This is a genomic window from Halomicrobium sp. HArcht3-1, from assembly GCF_058933345.1.
Map to the genome: position 1 here is coordinate 32,329 of NZ_JBZYDM010000014.1, position 16,236 is coordinate 48,564.

The 16,236-nt window shown below is 64.1% G+C and carries 18 protein-coding genes; 13 read left to right on the forward strand and 5 right to left on the reverse strand.

Annotation, left to right across the window (positions count from 1 at the left end; genetic code table 11):
- The first annotated feature begins 103 nt into the window (after window positions 1-103).
- Both truD and AC5FRW_RS17900 read left to right on the forward strand, forming a co-directional pair.
- A complete protein-coding gene (gene truD, locus AC5FRW_RS17895) occupies window positions 104-1,486 on the forward strand; it encodes a tRNA pseudouridine(13) synthase TruD (RefSeq protein ID WP_493569825.1) in 1,383 nt (460 codons plus the stop codon).
- An 88-nt stretch (window positions 1,487-1,574) separates the two neighbouring features.
- Window positions 1,575-2,297: a DUF2103 domain-containing protein gene (locus AC5FRW_RS17900; protein ID WP_493569826.1), complete on the forward strand. Its 723-nt coding sequence runs from the start codon at window positions 1,575-1,577 to the stop codon at window positions 2,295-2,297.
- A 76-nt stretch (window positions 2,298-2,373) separates the two neighbouring features.
- On the opposite strand, the gene AC5FRW_RS17905 is transcribed toward AC5FRW_RS17900, so the two are convergent.
- Window positions 2,374-3,135, reverse strand: coding sequence for a TMEM165/GDT1 family protein (locus AC5FRW_RS17905; RefSeq protein ID WP_493569827.1), 762 nt, complete (start codon window positions 3,133-3,135; stop codon window positions 2,374-2,376).
- A 924-nt stretch (window positions 3,136-4,059) separates the two neighbouring features.
- Here AC5FRW_RS17905 and csg point away from each other — a divergent pair.
- The 9 genes from csg (at window position 4,060) to AC5FRW_RS17950 (ending at window position 12,079) form a co-directional block, all read left to right on the forward strand.
- A complete protein-coding gene (gene csg, locus AC5FRW_RS17910; RefSeq protein WP_493569828.1) occupies window positions 4,060-6,597 on the forward strand; it encodes an HVO_2072 family ArtA-dependent S-layer glycoprotein in 2,538 nt (845 codons plus the stop codon).
- A gap of 118 nt (window positions 6,598-6,715) precedes the next feature.
- Complete coding sequence (locus tag AC5FRW_RS17915) at window positions 6,716-6,997, forward strand: 50S ribosomal protein L37ae (protein ID WP_493569829.1); 282 nt, start codon at window positions 6,716-6,718, stop codon at window positions 6,995-6,997.
- Entirely contained in the window at window positions 6,997-7,131 is a 135-nt protein-coding gene (locus tag AC5FRW_RS17920; RefSeq protein ID WP_493569830.1) for a DNA-directed RNA polymerase subunit P, read from the forward strand. The genes AC5FRW_RS17915 and AC5FRW_RS17920 overlap by 1 nt, the downstream gene beginning before the upstream one ends.
- 1 nt (window position 7,132) lies before the next feature.
- Window positions 7,133-7,396 carry a KEOPS complex subunit Pcc1 gene (locus AC5FRW_RS17925; RefSeq protein ID WP_493569831.1) on the forward strand — a complete coding sequence of 88 codons (264 nt, stop codon included), beginning with the start codon at window positions 7,133-7,135 and terminating at the stop codon, window positions 7,394-7,396.
- Between the two features lie 127 nt (window positions 7,397-7,523).
- Window positions 7,524-9,896, forward strand: coding sequence for a bacterio-opsin activator domain-containing protein (locus AC5FRW_RS17930; RefSeq protein ID WP_493569832.1), 2,373 nt, complete (start codon window positions 7,524-7,526; stop codon window positions 9,894-9,896).
- A gap of 169 nt (window positions 9,897-10,065) precedes the next feature.
- On the forward strand, window positions 10,066-10,410 hold the full coding sequence (locus tag AC5FRW_RS17935; RefSeq protein ID WP_493569833.1) for a DUF7344 domain-containing protein: 345 nt from the start codon (window positions 10,066-10,068) through the stop codon (window positions 10,408-10,410).
- 183 nt (window positions 10,411-10,593) lie between these two features.
- Window positions 10,594-11,358: an aldo/keto reductase gene (locus tag AC5FRW_RS17940; protein ID WP_493569834.1), complete on the forward strand. Its 765-nt coding sequence runs from the start codon at window positions 10,594-10,596 to the stop codon at window positions 11,356-11,358.
- Between the two features lie 73 nt (window positions 11,359-11,431).
- The gene (locus tag AC5FRW_RS17945; protein ID WP_493569835.1) at window positions 11,432-11,815 is read left to right on the forward strand and encodes a prefoldin subunit beta; all 384 of its coding nucleotides are present in this window, start codon (window positions 11,432-11,434) and stop codon (window positions 11,813-11,815) included.
- Window positions 11,816-12,079, forward strand: coding sequence for a DUF3194 domain-containing protein (locus AC5FRW_RS17950; RefSeq protein WP_493569836.1), 264 nt, complete (start codon window positions 11,816-11,818; stop codon window positions 12,077-12,079). It abuts the gene before it with no gap.
- A gap of 11 nt (window positions 12,080-12,090) precedes the next feature.
- Here AC5FRW_RS17950 and AC5FRW_RS17955 read toward each other — a convergent pair whose 3' ends face one another.
- Both AC5FRW_RS17955 and AC5FRW_RS17960 read right to left on the reverse strand, forming a co-directional pair.
- Window positions 12,091-12,348, reverse strand: coding sequence for a DUF8142 family protein (locus tag AC5FRW_RS17955; RefSeq protein ID WP_493569837.1), 258 nt, complete (start codon window positions 12,346-12,348; stop codon window positions 12,091-12,093).
- 51 nt (window positions 12,349-12,399) lie between these two features.
- A complete protein-coding gene (locus tag AC5FRW_RS17960) occupies window positions 12,400-12,915 on the reverse strand; it encodes a hypothetical protein (RefSeq protein WP_493569838.1) in 516 nt (171 codons plus the stop codon).
- A 374-nt stretch (window positions 12,916-13,289) separates the two neighbouring features.
- On the opposite strand from AC5FRW_RS17960, the gene AC5FRW_RS17965 reads away from it, so the two are divergent.
- Window positions 13,290-13,757: a bifunctional nuclease family protein gene (locus tag AC5FRW_RS17965; protein ID WP_493569839.1), complete on the forward strand. Its 468-nt coding sequence runs from the start codon at window positions 13,290-13,292 to the stop codon at window positions 13,755-13,757.
- A gap of 3 nt (window positions 13,758-13,760) precedes the next feature.
- Here the strand turns inward: AC5FRW_RS17965 and AC5FRW_RS17970 are convergent, their stop codons facing one another.
- A complete protein-coding gene (locus AC5FRW_RS17970; protein ID WP_493569840.1) occupies window positions 13,761-14,564 on the reverse strand; it encodes a helix-turn-helix transcriptional regulator in 804 nt (267 codons plus the stop codon).
- 144 nt (window positions 14,565-14,708) lie between these two features.
- Here AC5FRW_RS17970 and AC5FRW_RS17975 point away from each other — a divergent pair, with 144 nt between their 5' ends.
- On the forward strand, window positions 14,709-15,011 hold the full coding sequence (locus tag AC5FRW_RS17975) for a DUF7344 domain-containing protein (RefSeq protein ID WP_493569841.1): 303 nt from the start codon (window positions 14,709-14,711) through the stop codon (window positions 15,009-15,011).
- A gap of 162 nt (window positions 15,012-15,173) precedes the next feature.
- On the opposite strand, the gene AC5FRW_RS17980 is transcribed toward AC5FRW_RS17975, so the two are convergent.
- Complete coding sequence (locus AC5FRW_RS17980) at window positions 15,174-16,097, reverse strand: sulfide-dependent adenosine diphosphate thiazole synthase (protein WP_493569842.1); 924 nt, start codon at window positions 16,095-16,097, stop codon at window positions 15,174-15,176.
- Between the last annotated feature and the right edge of the window lie 139 nt (window positions 16,098-16,236).

Sequence of the window (16,236 nt, forward strand, 5' to 3'; positions counted from 1 at the left end):
CGAGCGGTATGGCGTTTTGGGTCTCTGCTGTGGTCCTCGCCCGCGCGACGACGACCGCGCACCGCTACCCCTATGTGCGCGCCGGGGCGAGCATCCCCACAGCATGCGCCCAGCACAGGACATCGAGCGGGTCGTCGGCATCGAGTACTACGTCAGCGACGGCGACGGGATCGGGGGCCGTCTCCGGGCGTCGCCCGCGGACTTTCGGGTGCGGGAACTCGAAGCGTTCGCGACCCAGCCTGTCGACGCCGACGAGGGCGCGTACAATCATCTCGTCGTGCGCGCGACCCTCTCGAACTGGGACACCAACGACTTCGCGTCGGCGCTGTCCGACCGGCTCGGTATCTCGCGTGAACGGGTGTCGTGGGCGGGCACGAAGGACAAGCGCGCGGTGACGACCCAGCTCTTTTCGGTCGACGACGTGACGCCGGGGGACCTCCCCGAGATCGACGGTGCGGAAGTCGAGGTCGTCGGCCGCGCCGGCCGGCCGGTCCTGTTCGGCGATCTGGCCGGCAACGCGTTCGAGATCACCGTCCGTGACGTCGAGGATCCCGGCAGCGTCGACGCGATCACCGAGGACCTGCGGGCGTTCGCGGGCGTCGCGAGCGGTGCCCGTGGCACCGGCGACGGGGGCGACACGGCCGCCGGCAGCCAGACCGTCGCCGTGCCCAACTACTTCGGCCAGCAGCGCTTCGGGAGCAGGCGGCCGATCACCCACGAGGTCGGGCTTGCGATCGTTCGCGACGACTGGGAGGGCGCGATGATGGCCTATCTCGGGAACCCCAACGAACGCGAACCCGAGGCGACACAGGAGGCACGTGCATACGTCGAGGAGACTCACGACTGGAGCGGCGCACTCGACCGGTTCCCGACGGCACTGGGCTACGAGCGGGCGCTGTGTCACAGCCTCGCCGACGCCGACGAGGAATCGCCTGCGGCCTTTCGGACGGCACTGGAGACGCTCCCGACGAATCTCCAGACACTCTTCGTCAACGCCGCCCAGTCGTATCTGTTCAACCGCATCCTCTCGGAACGGCTCGAACGCGGCCTTCCGTTCGACCGCCCGGTCGCCGGTGACGTGGTCTGTTTCGCCGACAGCGACGCCCCCGAGGGACTGGCGCTGCCCGACACCGATCGGACCCAGCCTGTCACCGAGGCACGCGTCGAGACCGTCGAGCGCCACTGCGAGCGCGGGCGGGCGTTCGTCACTGCACCACTGATCGGCACCGAGACCGAACTGGCAGCGGGCGAACCCGGTGAGATCGAGCGTGCGGTGCTCGACGACGCCGGACTGGAACCCGCCGACTTCTCGCTACCCGGTGAGTTCGACTCCACCGGGACGCGGCGAGCCGTCGCCGTCAGGACGGCAATCGAAACCGAAACCGTCGAGAAGGATGCCGTCCGGTTCGGATTCTCGCTGCCGAAGGGGAGCTACGCGACCGTCCTCCTGCGAGAGTACCTGAAGCGCGACCCCGAAGCGCTGTAGTGGTGTCCGGTGAGAGACCGTGACAGGGACTCTTCGATACGGAGTATGAACCGCCCACCTTTTGAGCGATCACGCCCCAGTAACTGCTATGACCTGTCGGCAGTGTGGCTGTGAACTCGACCGGCCGGGCGACTACTGCCTGCTCTGTCGGTCGGCCAACGCCGACGCCGTCGTGCTCGAACTCGGTCGCGAGCGCGCGACGGTCACCGCACTCGCCGACGACGAGGTCGTCAGTGCCCGCACGATCACGACGACGCCCGAGGAGGGCGGCGAGACTGGTGTGATCGAACTGCGCAACTTCGCCGGCCTGATCGCAGACGAGGTGCGACGCAAGCGCCCCGAAGAAGTGTACGTCACCGGTGACCGCGAGGTGATCGGAGCGGTCCGAGGACAGCTTCACTATCCGTTCTATCGCGTCGACGAGGAGGCACCGGTCGAGCACGTCCGCGAGCGTCGTGGCGAGCCGGCACTGGAAGTCGTCGACGCCGCACCCGCGGAGAAACTCGGCGGCTCGCACTCGACGCTCGTTGGCGGGCGCGCGGGCCAGCGGGCGATCCACACCGTCGCGGGCCATCCCCACGTCAAGAAAGTGATTCCCGGTCCCATCGACGCTGGCGGCTCCGGCTCTCGGACCGGCGTGCGCGCGAAAGCGACACGGGCCGACAAACACGGCAACGTCCGACTGCTCATCCGCGATGGCTCCAGCGTTCAGGAGAATCGGATCGTGACGACCGCGGGCGACCGGGAACTGGGCGAGCGCGTCCGCGCGGACCTCAACGATGCGCTGGCCGACGCAGATTTACAGGACTAGCGGAACGATCGAATCGATTGACACACTGATCGCACCGCCGTCGTGCGAGCGGGTGTGTGTCGACTTTCGATGGCACCTATAGAAGCGACAGGACCGCCGTGGTGATCGTCTCGACGACGGTCTCCCAGATCGAGATGTCCGTGAACATCGCCAGTACGGTGTCGAGTCCGAAGAACGCGAACAGCGCCGCGCCGACGAGGTGAGCGATCCGCGCGTTGAAGCGGTGCGAGAACGTGTAGAAGAAGTAGGCGTTCAGCAGGCTCACCGGGATGATCGCGAGCATCTCGCCCAGCCAGATGGCCGCCGTCGCGCCGTAGTTCGCTGCCAGCGTGATCGTCACGAGCTGGGTCTTGTCGCCGAACTCGCCGGCGGCCATCATGAGGAAGATGGGAAGGAAGCTTCCGAATCGCTCTGGCACGGCGAACTCGAATCTCCCGACGCCGATGGCTTCCGGGAGTTCGACGGCGCTGGTCCCACCGTCCGAACGATGTTCTGACGAGGAATGCGAATCGCCGATTCGTGAACCCCCGTCGGTCGTGACCGAGTCCCCACCACCGTCGCGGGCCGGTGCCGAGTGGACGAGTAGCACGGCAAACAGGAGGAACATGGCTGCCGTGAGCGCGTCGAGGTAGACGCCGGGCAGCGCTGCCTGGATCGCTGCACCGAAGGCGATTTCCAGAGCCGTCCAGCCGGCGAAGGCGCTGCCCGCGGCCGCGACGACGACGAGCGGATTGTATCGCGTCGAGAGTCCCGCGATGATGAACTGCACCTTCTCGCCGGGGAGCACTGTCAACTGGGCAACGAGCGCGATCACGACGATCTCGACGAACCCGGTCACGAAACCACCTCACAGTCACCGCTCGGTGCGCAAGCGTGGTAGAACATGCTGCAAGTACGTCGGATTAGAGGTCTCTAACAAATAAGCGTGGCGAGTCGAAGGACTGTGTGAGACGGAACACGACAGGAGAGCGATGGGTTACTCGCTGGACTGACGACGTTACGACGCAGTTCGGGCCGATTACCAGCGACGCCCCGTGGACGTGGTTCGCCGTCGGGCCAATCGAACGGACTGAGTCCCGTGTCGAGGCCATCACCCCCAATATATGGGCAGGCAGGTCGCTCGTGGCCGGGAGCGCACGGTAGCAGTGAGCAGGTGGCGCTGATTCTCGGACGGCGGCGTGACAGTCTGGCAGCCAGATCGAGGCCGGACGTGACCGGATACTTGCCAGTCTGTCCAGGTCTGCCCTCAATCGCACTGTGTGGACGTTCGGGGTAGCGACCAACTGATCGAAGGGTCTCGTCTCTCCTCTAAAGATCGCGTGGGTATCCAGAGCGCCGACCCATCGCTGCGAGTAACATCACGTTGTCGGCGAGAAATGTCCACTGATGGGATGCCGGAGCAATCACTGGAGTCGTTCCGCTGTCCTTTCTCGCGCTGGCTCACGTCGACCGGCCGCCCCCTCGCGTTCTGTTCCCAGCCGTCGACGCCCGTTCGGATTCGCCTACTCCCGTGAAACGACGGCATACGGAAACACCGCCGGTCGACACGTGACCGTCGGCTGCTCGATGCGTGATCGTTGGTCGCCGCTACTGGATATATGTCGATATTTGTGAAAAATAGCCACTCATAACAATGGGATCACAAGTCGTCGAAACCCCCATACAATGGAGGTCCCAACCAAAACAAATCAGTAATCGCCGCTCAGTGATTGGCGAAAAAGTCAGAAATAGTATATAAAATACGGAACCACATCAACAACGCATGACATCACGAAACAGAATTCAAGCGATCACACTCGTCGCCATCATGGTACTCTCGACGATGGTGGTCGGCATCGGGTACGCTGCCACTGTCCAGCGAGGCGGTGGGAACACGCAGTTCGATCCCGGTGTCGGCGGCCCGAGCGAGATTACCGTCGACGAGTCCAAACCGGTCGTCTTCCAGGGTGAAGACGACCTCGAACTGGTCGACTCGGACGGCAATTCGGTCAGTGCATCACAGCTGGTCGGCGTCTCCGGTGACGCGGAGGGCCAGCCACTCGAACTACCGATCCCGCAGGATCAGGTTTCCGGTCAGTACGCGTTCAACGGAAACGCTGACGCTGCCGGTGTGACGGTCCAGACCCCGCGGGTCACGGACCTCGAACTGATCAATCAGCGCGGCGTCGACGTCGCTGGCTCGTCGGTCCAGGAAGACGAGGTACTGCTGGTCAGCGCCGAGTGGAACTTCGAGCAAGCCGAAGACCTCGAACTCGTCATCCGTGACCAGAACGGAAACGACGTTACTGGTGACGTCCTCACCGACGCCGAGGCGCTGTCCGAGAGTCAGGTCGGCGAACTCTCCGGTCCCTACGCCGACAACCCCGAAGTCGTCGGCAACCCCGGTCAGCGCGGGACCGGTACCGGTGTCGTCTACCTGCAGGGGGTCGGCCAGTTCGATGACGAACAGCTCGCGAACGCATCGCGCGTCGACGCGGCGTACTGGGCGGTCGATCTCAGTGACCTCGAAGAGGGTGACTACACGGTCACCGTCGAGGGCTGGGACAACCTCGACTTCGGCGCTGCGACCCGCTCGTCCACGTTCTCGGTGACGACCGAGACGGACGTGAGCCTCGACCTCGATCAGGACAGCGCGACGCGCGGCGAGCGCGTCGGGTACACGATCCGTGGCTCGACCGCGGGCGCGGAACACTACGTCGTCATCGAACAGGACGACTTCCGGAACAACCGCGTCGACGTCGACGCGTTCCGTGACATCCAGGACGTCGTCGACCGCGGGACGTTCGACACCAACGACGACGACCAGGCCGACTTCGCCTGGGCACAGGTCCAGATCGACGAGGACACCGGTCTCGGCGTCGGCCAGATCGACTCGACAGTCCTCGACGACGCCACGATCGACGTGAACCTCTACGAGGCAGACCGGACGCTCGAAGACGTGGCGGCCGACCTCGGAGACTCCGAGGACGATCCATCCCTGACCATCCAGCAGGGTGACCTCACCTTCGACAGTCCCGACGGGACCTACGTCGCCGGTGCCGATGTCGACGTGCGCGGATCCGCCGCGCCGGGCATCGACGACGTGGTCGTCTACGCCCGCGATCAGGGCGACTGGGAACTGATCGACGTCAACGAGGACGGTAACTTCGACGACAGCGACCTCATCAGCGTCGACGCCACCGGCGAGTGGGAGGAAGAGGACGTCCTGCTCTCACAGGCCAGTGACATCCTCTCGATCCCCGGTCGTTACCGCGTCGGCGTCGTCGAAGCCGAGGACGCTCGCGATCAGGACGGCGACATCCGCCGGTCGCTGACGACCTCGCAGTTCAGTAGCGCGACGAGTTCCCAGACCTCGATCATCGTGCAGCAGCCCGGTCTCGACGATGCCCGGACCTTCCGCACGATCAACGCGCAGGTCGCAGTCGAGGACGGCACCGTCGACGTCGCCGGTGTCGCCCCCGGTCTGCAGGACGTGCTCGTCGTCATGGTCGACTCGCGCGGTCGGACTGTCACCGATCAGGTGAGCGTCGACGACGACGACACGTTCGAGGAAGACGACATTCCGCTCGTTACTGCTGACGGGCGCGAACTCAACGAAGGGACGATCCGTAGTCTCGTCATCGGTCTCGGTCGCGACGGCAGCACCGGTGACGGCATCCTGCCCGGTCAGACCAGCGCCGACCTCGGCGCGCTGGAGAACTACATCCAGGGCATCGGCACCGGCCTGACCCAGGAGCAGGTCTTCGAACGGATCACCGACGAGACCGTCGACGAGGTCGCGAGCGACGACCTCCTGATCGAGCAGTCCTTCCGCTACACGGACGGCTCGACCACGATCGAGAGCATCTATCCGTCCGGCTCGCAGGCGGACGGCGTCGAGCAGATCGAAGTCGGTGAGACGATGGTCGTTCAGGGCCTGACCAACCGCAAGCCCGACGACAACACCATCTCCGTCGAAGCGATCGAAGGACCGTCCGTCGATAACTTCGACATCAACTCCACCGACGAGTGGGGTCTCGATGGTGTCTGGACCGTGACCCTCGACACCGATGGTCTCGAACCGGGCACGTACACGCTCGAAGCCGACGACGGTGACAACACCGACACCGTTCAGGTCGAAATCGTCGCGCCGGCCCCCGAGACGCCGGCAAACGAGACTGCGACGCCCGCGCCGGCAAACGAGACCGCGACGCCCGCGCCGGCAAACGAAACCGCGACGCCCACGCCGGCAAACGAAACCGCGACGCCCGCACCGACGAACGAGACTGCGACGCCCACGCCAGCAAACGAGACCGGCTAACACACCCGTACGACGCGGTGCACCACGTCACCCCCGCGTGACGTTTCGTTTTTCTCATCTTTCGCGGCAGTCCGAACTCAACAGGTTTATGAAAGTCCTAGGCCGACAGTAGGACACTATGGCTAAGGACAAGGGACGAACCGGCAGTGCCGGCCGCTTCGGTGCTCGCTACGGCCGCGTCGCACGCCGCCGCGTCGCCGAGATCGAGGAAGACATGCGAGACGACCACGCCTGCCCCGAGTGTGGCAAGGACCGCGTCGACCGTCAGGGCACCGGCATCTGGGAGTGCAGTTACTGTGGCTACAAGTACACCGGCGGAACGTACCGCCCACAGACCCCCGGTGGTAAGACCGTCACCCGCTCGATCCGCGCCGCACTCTCCGACGACGAGGACGAGTAATGAGCTACAAGTGTTCCCGCTGTAAGCGCGACGTGACGCTCGACGAGTACGGCGGCGTCCGCTGTCCGTACTGCGGTCACCGCGTCCTCCTGAAGGAGCGGTCGCGCGACGTCAAAGAAATCGACGTCCAGTAGCGTGGATCACGACGCAGTTCTTACCTTCGAGTACGAGACCCCAGAGCGAGCACGCCACGTCGAGCGGAGCGTCCGTCCCGAGATCGGCGAGATCGGCGGTGACCGAACCACCGCGACCCTCCGGCGCGAGGGTGCGACCGTCGTCGTCGAGATCGAAGCCGCCGACCTCGTTGCGCTGCGGGCAGGCTGTAACACCTGGGCGACACTGCTATCAGTGGCAGAACAAGTCAGTCGGGGCGACGAGACGCCTTCACAGATCCGATAGCACCTCCACCGGTCCGGTTTTTGCGATGCGACTGTCCGTCCGAAAGATATTATGCCAGTGGTGGTGAATGGTTTCACTGACAGAATCACACCGTGACCTTCTTTTTCCTCCCGAGGTGTCAGTGACGATGGGCCGCGACGGGGACGAGACCCCGACACGAACGGTCAGATCCGGCGCTCGGGTCCTGTACGTCGAGACCGACGGCGGTCCCGATGGGACGGTCGCCGACGAACTGGAGCGGTGCCTCGGCGGTGACGTGACACTGACCGCCACGACTGAGGCGCGAGTATCGACCGTCGTCACGACCGACCACTGGTCGTGTCTCGTGCTGGATGGCGTCGTCGACTCGTCCGTGTTCGACGCACTGTGTGACGCCCTCTCCTGCCCGATCGTCCTGTACACGGAGACCGATCAGTCGACCGTCCCACCACGGATACTCGATCGCGTCGAGACGGTCGTCGAACGAGGGGACGGCGACAGCGCCATCGTGTTTCTCGCCGAGAAACTGCGCACGCTCCTGCGCAGTCACACCGGTGCGACCGAACACGCGCTGTCCGAGGCACTCTCGACCGTCGAAGAGGAACTACGGGATGCGACCGCGTTGTTCGTCGTCGACGACACCGGGCGGGTCGTCTGGTCGAGTCACTCCTTCGAGACGGCGTTTCCCGTGGATACGACCGACACGACGATTCCAGAGACGACCGACTTCTACGCGCGTCTGGAGGCACTCTTCTCGACGGTCCCCGAGGAATCGCGATTGTTCGAACTCGACGGCAGCGTCGACGTTTCGGACGAGCAGTCGCTCGTCGTCGCGACGACGGGACGGTCGCGGTTTTACGTTCGCGACAGTCAGGATCTCTCGGCGATCGAGGTGGGACTCACGCTCGAACGGTTCGACGACGTGACCGACCGTGTTCGTCACGAAGCCCACAGTGCGTTGCTCGAACGACTCGTCGAACAGGCTCAGGACGGTCTGTACACGCTGGATCACAACGGCGTCATCGACTTCTGCAACGAATCGTTCGCCGCCAACCTCGGCTACGAGCGCACGGAACTCATCGGCCAACACGCAGCCGTCACCCTCGCACCGGGTGAACTGGAGGTCGGACAACAGACCGTCCAGCATCTACTCGACAATCCCGACGTAGAGAGCACCGAAGTGGACCTGACGTTTCGCACACGATCGGGTGAAGACCGCGAGATGTCGATCCACTACACGCTGTTGCCCACCGAGGACGGGACCTACGGTGGCCTGATGGGGGTCGTCCGCGACGTGACCGAGCGCAATCGGCGCGCCGAGCAGATCGAGCGCCAGCGCGACGAACTGGCGACGCTCAACCGCACCAACGAACTCGTCCAGGAGATCATCGCTTCGATCGGCGACGCCGCCAGCCGCGAGGAACTCCAGCGGATCGTCTGTGATCGACTGGTCGAAGCGGGTCGGTACGAACTCGCCTGGATCGGCGAACGACAGCGGTCCAGCGACAGCATCGTCCCGCTGACCAGTGCGGGCGATGCGACGGACTACCTCGACGCGATCGAGGTCCGAACCGACGACTGTCCGAGGGGGCGGGGTCCCGGCGGCCGCGCCTGTCGGAGCGGTGACGTACAGGTCGTCTCCGAGATCCGCAGCGACGATCGCTTCGGCCCGTGGCGCGAGCACGCGCTCGACGCCGGTCTCGAATCGATGGTCGCCGTCCCACTGCAACACGGCGAGGCGACACACGGTATCCTCGCCGTGTACGCCACCGAACCCGACGCTTTCAGCGACAGAGTGACCGAGAGCTTCGGCGTACTGGGCGAGACGATCGGGCTTGCGCTGACGGCGATCCAGAACAAGCGCCTGTTGCAGCGAGACGCGACGGTCACCCTGACCTTCCGATCCCGGAGTGAGGACGCGTGTCTCGTCTGGCTGGCGGACCGCTGTGACTGCACGCTCGAAACTGCCGGTACCGTCGAGACGGGCGACGGCGTCGTCCAGTACCTCCGGGTCGACGGGGCAGATCCCGACGCCATCGTCGACGCGATCAACGCGTCCGACGGGGACCGCTCGGCGGCCGTCACGCGCACTGACGGCGACCAGATCGTCGAGATCCACACCGGTTCGTCGCTGTCCGTCGCCCTCTCTGAAGCCGGCGCACGCCTCCAGACGGCGACGACGTCACCAGGCGGAGTCCGTGTGATCGTCGAAAGTTCGGCAGACGCCGATATTCGAGCGATCCAGAACGTCGTCGAGCGCTACAATCCAGCGACGGAACTCGTCGCCAAGACCGAACACGCACAGCCAGCAGACGACCACGACGGGGTCTCGCCGGTCGACTCACTGACCGACCGCCAGCACGAGGTCCTCCGGGCCGCCTATCTGGCCGGCTACTACGACTGGCCACGCGAAAGTACCGCGGAGGAACTAGCCCAGTCGATCGATATCGCGTCCTCGACGCTCCACCAGCATCTTCGCCGTGCCGAACGAAACCTACTCGGCGACCTCTTCGATCCGTGATCGCTGGTATTTTTCAGCCATCGATGATCTAATCGATCGTATCGTGTTGGTCCCACGATAGCCTAGCCGTCTAGGTGGCTAGTTATTGGCGTCGGCTGTGGTTTACTCGAACGCCAGCATCATGAGCAATCAACCCACGACTGAGCCTGGCAGTGACGAGTGGCGTGGCATGACACCGCGGGACCGCGGTCTCACCACGCCGATGGTCGACGACGTGTTCGGACTGCTCGCAGATTGGCGCCGCCGCGCGGTCTGTCTCCACTTCGCAGGGTGCGACGAAACGACTGCGGACGTCGAGACGCTCGCGACGGTGGTCGCTCAGCGTGGCATGGGCCGTGTCGAAAGCACCGACACGGAGGTGTCTGCCGTCAGGGACGCTCTCGTCGAGGACCACTTACCGGAACTCGACAGAGCGGGGGTACTCGATTACGACGAACGAAGCGATTGCGTCCGCTACTGGGGCCAGCCCACAGTAGAGAAGTGGGCGGAATACGCCGACGAAGTCTCAGAGTAGCGCGGGCCTGATACGGACGGTTGTAGCGATGTCCCGGTGAACGTCTATCCCGTGGCGGCGCTCACCGGTACGCAACGACAACTTTCCGTATGAAACAGGGAAACGCCCGAAGTTGCGGACGGGGAGCGGACGACCCGTGCCCAGAGCCGGCAGACACAACATGTGGTACCTACTATTGGTCGTATGGAGCTTCCAGCCGTCGGTCTCGGAACGATGGGTATCGACGACGCCAGCACCATCGAACGTGCAATCGACATCGGGTATCGCCACCTCGATACGGCACAGGTCTACGACAACGAATCCGTCGTCGGCGACGCCATCGCGGCCAGTGACGTGGCACGCTCTGACCTGACCGTCGCGACGAAACTCTGGATCGACCGACTCGGGACCGACGCCGTACGTTCGGGCACCGAAGCGAGCCTCGACCGACTCGGTCTCGACAGCGTCGATCTGCTGTACGTCCATCGCCCACGGGGCGACTACGATCCCGAAACGACCTTGCCAGCCGTCGAGGCGGTAGTCGAGGACGGTCTCGCCGATTCGGTCGGGCTGTCGAACTTCGAACCCAACCAACTCGAAACGGCCCGAGAGCACCTCGACGCACCGATCGCCGCCCATCAGATCGAGTTTCATCCCTACTTCCAGCAGGACGCCCTGCTGACCGACGCACAGGACCACGACTACCCGCTCGTGGCGTACTCGCCACTCGCCGGTGGCAAGGTCTTCGACGACCCGATCATCGACGACATCGCCTACAAGTACGACGCCTCGCCGGCAGCGGTCGCTATCGCGTGGCTCACCAGCTACGACAACGTGGTGACGATTCCCAAAGCGTCCTCGGAGACACACCTCAGAGCGAACCTCGAAGCGACCGACCTCAGCCTCGACGCGGAGGACGTGGCTCGGATCGAATCGATCGACGAGACCGTCGAGCTGTACCCCGAATAGCGACGCCGAATGCGGTCTGACCGTCTCAGGGTGAAAGCAATGGTTTTTCAGTGCGGCCCCCGAGGTGATGGATATGCAGGGTAATCTGCCGCCGGAAGCACAGGAGAAACTCGAAGAGCTTCAGGACCTTCAGGAGACAGCACAGCAGGTCGCGGCCCAGAAGCAGCAGGCCGAGACCCAGCTTCAGGAATCGGAGACCGCACTGAACGAACTCGACGACATCGACGAGGACTCGACGATGTACCGCGAGGTCGGCGAACTGCTCGTCAAGACCGACTACGACGAGGCCGTCGAGGACCTCGAAGAGAAGGTCGACGAACTCGAAATCCGCACCGAGACTCTCGAAAAGCAGGAAGAGCGCGTCCGCGAGCAGTTCGAGGACCTGCAGGGCGAGCTCCAGCAGATGCTCGGTGGCGGCCCCGGCGGCGCAGGCGGTCCCGGCGCTGGCGGCGCGTAGATGCCCACCGACGAGTCGCACAGTGACGAGCCGTCGGACGAGACGGTCGTCGAGACTGCCGCGACGGCTGCCGAAGACGTCGTCTTTTCACGGTACGACGCCGGTACTGTCGAGGATATCGACGTGACCGTCTCCTTCGAGGACGGCGTGCTGGACGTGGACGTCTACCTCAAGGCCCCCGACGGTCGTCACGACGAACGGCAGGTCGCAGACGACGCGGCACTGGCCGCACAGGCGGCCGTCGACGACCTCTTTTCGGCGTAGGTCCTCGGGACCTACTCGTCGACGCCCGCCTGCCCGCGGTCCTGGGTAAAGCCAGTACGGAACGCGATCCAGGCGAGTACGCTGATAAAGAGGATCGGCGGGAGGATCATGAACCCCCACAGCGGATTGAGTCCCCACTCGAGCAGCAAGACGAGGTCGGCGAGTCCGAGCAACAGGAACGGCGTCACCGCTTTCAGCGCCTGCCAGCGGTCGAGTTCCATCTGCTCGCGCAGGTCGCTGGTGTCGATTCGGTCGGTGGACTCGCCCATACCGAAGAGAGGGACTGCGTCGTAAAAAGCGCCGCGTTACGTGTGGACCTCTCAGGCTTCGGTCGCAGTGTCGTCGCCGTCGTCCGTTTCCGTCTGGTCGGTCGCTTCTTTGTCGTCCGTTTCAGTCGTGGTGTCGGTGTCCGTCTCGCCGGTCGCTTCCTCGTCGGGTCCATCGCTGTCCGCGTCCTCACCGGCCGCGTCGCGTTCGTCGCTGGCATCGTCGTCGGGGGTCAGGTCGCTGATCTGCTCGCCAAGCGAGCCAGCGAGGTCACCGGCGACCTTCTGGTCGATCAGTGAATGGATCTCGCTGACGAAGGCCGGGACCTGCTCGGGCATCTCGGCGGGCGGACCACGTTGGCTATCGTCGGCCGCGGGCACGTCGTCGGGCCGGCCGGTCGATTCGTTCACAGTGTCGCGCTCGTCCTGCGGGGCGGTCGCGTCCGCAGCCTCGGCGTCGTCGGCGGCGTGTTCGTCTGCCTGTGCGGGTGCGTTGCCGGGAAGTGCGGCCGCCGATCCCGTCATGATGAGGGCGGCGAGCACGAGTCCGGCGATGGTCTTGTGTTGCATCTGTCTGTTTCTCCACTCACACCTACACCGCCGATCCCACTTGAAGGGGTATCGCGAGAAACCCGGATACGCCCGAATTAAGCCGATTTAGCCGGTTTTGCTGCCCGATTTAAGTCGGATTAATCGACCGTTGTGGGCGTCGGGTGTCACGGAACGATCACACGGTACGTCGTCGCCGTTTCCCCGGTCGGCCCCACGCTGTCGTGCGGGCGATCCGGGACAGATCTCCATCGTCCGTGTCAGGCGCGCCCGCTGGAAGACGTGCGCTCTCGAAACCGTGGAGAGACACGGACGGCGTTGCTGCCCCCACTCTTCTTTGGCCTCCTTTCGTGCCACTACACAGCTTTTCATACCTCCACCTCTAACGACTGTGCATGGAACACGAGGCTACCGTCGAAGGCGTCGGCATCGGCGTCGGCGAGGAGGGGCCGGGCGCACCGGTCGTCCTCCTGCGCGCACGCGGCGAAGTGGTGCCGATCTTCGTCAGTTCGGACCAGGCCCAGTCGATGCAACTGGCGCTGGAAGGCGAGCCCTTCGAGCGACCCCTGACACACGATCTCCTCGTCGAGATGGTCGCCGAGTTCGGAGCGGCGATCGACCGTGTTCGGATCGACGACCTGGCCGACGGCACCTTCTACGCGAAGATCGACACCGAGCAGTATCTCGACGACCGCCGCAAAGAGATGGTCTTCGACGCGCGCCCGTCGGACGCCATCGCGCTCTCGTTGCGCGTCGATTGCCCGCTCATCGTCTCCGACGAAGTCGTCGACGAAGCCGGCCAGCCACCCGAAGCCTTCGAGGAAGCACCAGAAGAAGACGAGGACCCGGACTTTGATCTGTAACCGTCAGCACTCGCTCTCGTCGAGACTGTTGGCCGACTGCTGATACTGTTCGAAGACTCGTTCTCCCCATGCACGCAGGTCCTGATCGGTCGACTGCACCAGCACACGCGGGATGCCGTCCGGGTCTGCGACGCCAATCTCGGTCGCGTCGTCGTCTGCCAGTCCGAGGTAGAAGGGAAGGTCGTCGGCGACGTAACACTCGAATTCATCCGTCGCCAACTGTTCTCGAAACAGCGATGCGAACGGCGGTTCCACCACCGTCTCACGCATCGCCGACGGAACGACGATCTCGGCGCGCAATTGCCCCGCCGTGATCCGTTCGTGAACGAGTCTGGCGCCCTCGATCTCGATCGCGGGCAGGAATCCCCGGAACGTCGTCGCGGTCTCGACCGTCTCGGTCTGTCGCTGTGCCGGCCCGAAGGGGTTCGTCTCCGTCGCCACCGTCATCGTCGCACCGTCGAGCCACGTCGGGTCAAGCCCGTGGACGGTTTGCCCCAATCGCCCCAGCAGTGGATCGTATTTCTCGGTGATCCGTGCCAGTTCGACGACGTCTTCGACCCCGTTGGCGAGTGCTTGGCCCGTCGCCGTCAGTCGGTAGCCACCCGCAACCGAATCGATCAATCCCCGTGCGGCGAACGCTTCGAGCGTCCGGCGGACCGTCGACCGTGACGCATCGACCACGTCGCGGACCTCCTGTCTGGTGAACGATCCCTGCTGGGCGAAGGCCTGGAGAATCTCGTAGCGGTACTGGGACCCCGACAGGAAGTGGATCGTTTCGAGTGCTGTCGTGTCACTCGTATCACTCATTTGTCCACCTCTGAAAACATTAGTACTGTGGAATATATACTGCAGGAACTAATAAATATAAGCGTTCACACTGTGGTGAACCGGTCACCCCTTGCGCTAACATTGTTCGGGTCTGTTACGAAGATACGATACCAATCTTAGTGTATGGTTCGACTCTCACCACTTCTCGAAGCACTCGCAAGCCCAGTGCGGCGACAGATCATGTTCGACCTGCTTGAGTGCTCGGACCAGGAGACGATCTCGGTTGCGCCCGATTCGGGTCACTTCGATTCGTCGGATCCACGAACACTGCGTATCGAACTCCACCACGTCCATCTCCCGTATCTCTCCCAGCACGACTTCGTCGACTGGGACCGAGATGCACAGGCTGTCACACCCGGTACGAAGTTCGACGCGGTTCGAGAGCCACTGCAGGCGCTCCGGGACTTCGCCGAGGATCGGGCCTGACGAGTAGGACCGCGCGGTGCTCGCAATACCGGGGGCCTACCCGTCGGTAGCACCTCGCTGCTCGCCGCTGTTGCCCTCGTTTGCAGGGTTGAGGATCGCGCTTTTTTGGTCACACCCCCCACCGATCGCCATTCGGATCGATGTACTTCGACGACGGTGCTTCTAGTCGTCAGCGGGGGCCGCGGACGAGGCGGTCACGTCGACCGGGTCGGCGTCGACTTCGAGTTCGTCGAGCGCGACCTGTGCGGCGCGCTTGCCCGACACCAACATTGCGCCGAAGGTCGGTCCCATGCGCGGGAGGCCGTACGTCGTCGCGGTCGCCATCCCGGTGACGACGAGACCGTCGTGGGCGAGACCGGTGTGTTTGACGACAGCGTCCTCGGACTCGCCGACCCACATCGAGTCGTGACCGGGAGAGTCGTGGCCCGGTGCGCCGTAGGAGTCGTCGCCGGTCTGGTCCATCCCGCTCGCATCGTCTTCCAGACCCGGTGCGTCGAGGACGCCACGCTCGTCGAGTTTCTTGACGGCCATCCCGTCGTGTCCGGTGGCGTCGATCACGAGGTCCGCCTCGACGGCGATGGGGTCGACGCAGGTGATCTCGCGAGGCAGTGCGTGGACGGGCGTCCAGTTCATCACGATGCCACCGACACGGTGGTCCTCGCGGATGACGATGTCGGTGAACTCCGTCATGTTCTGCATCTTCGCGCCGGCGTCACAGGCGGCCTTGATCAGGCCCGAACAGGCTTCGGGACCGTTGGAGACGTACAGGCCCTCGGAGTCTTCGGACTGTTTGTAATCGACATCGAGTTCGTCGAGGATGTTCTGGGCCGGGTCCCGGACGGTTACTTTGTTCATCAGGAAGCCACCGAGCCAGAAGCCACCACCGAGATAGTTGTTCTTCTCGACGACCATGACCTGCACACCTCGCTCGGATAGCTCCTTGGCTGCCATCAGCCCCGACGGGCCACCACCGACGATGATCACTTCACAGTCGGAGAAGTCCAGGAACTCCTGGGTCCACTCCTGACCGATCGCACGTGTCACTTCCGCCTCACCAACGTCGCTGAACTGCTCGAAATCGCTCATACAACCTAGTGGTATCACTAATTACTAATGAGCGTTGCGTTCCGTGGTGGTCCGCGGGTGCTGTCGCTGGCAGTCGAGTTTCGTGAAAACAGTAGGGAAGCGGGGACCTACCGTCGTGTCGGTACGCTCCTCGGACCGG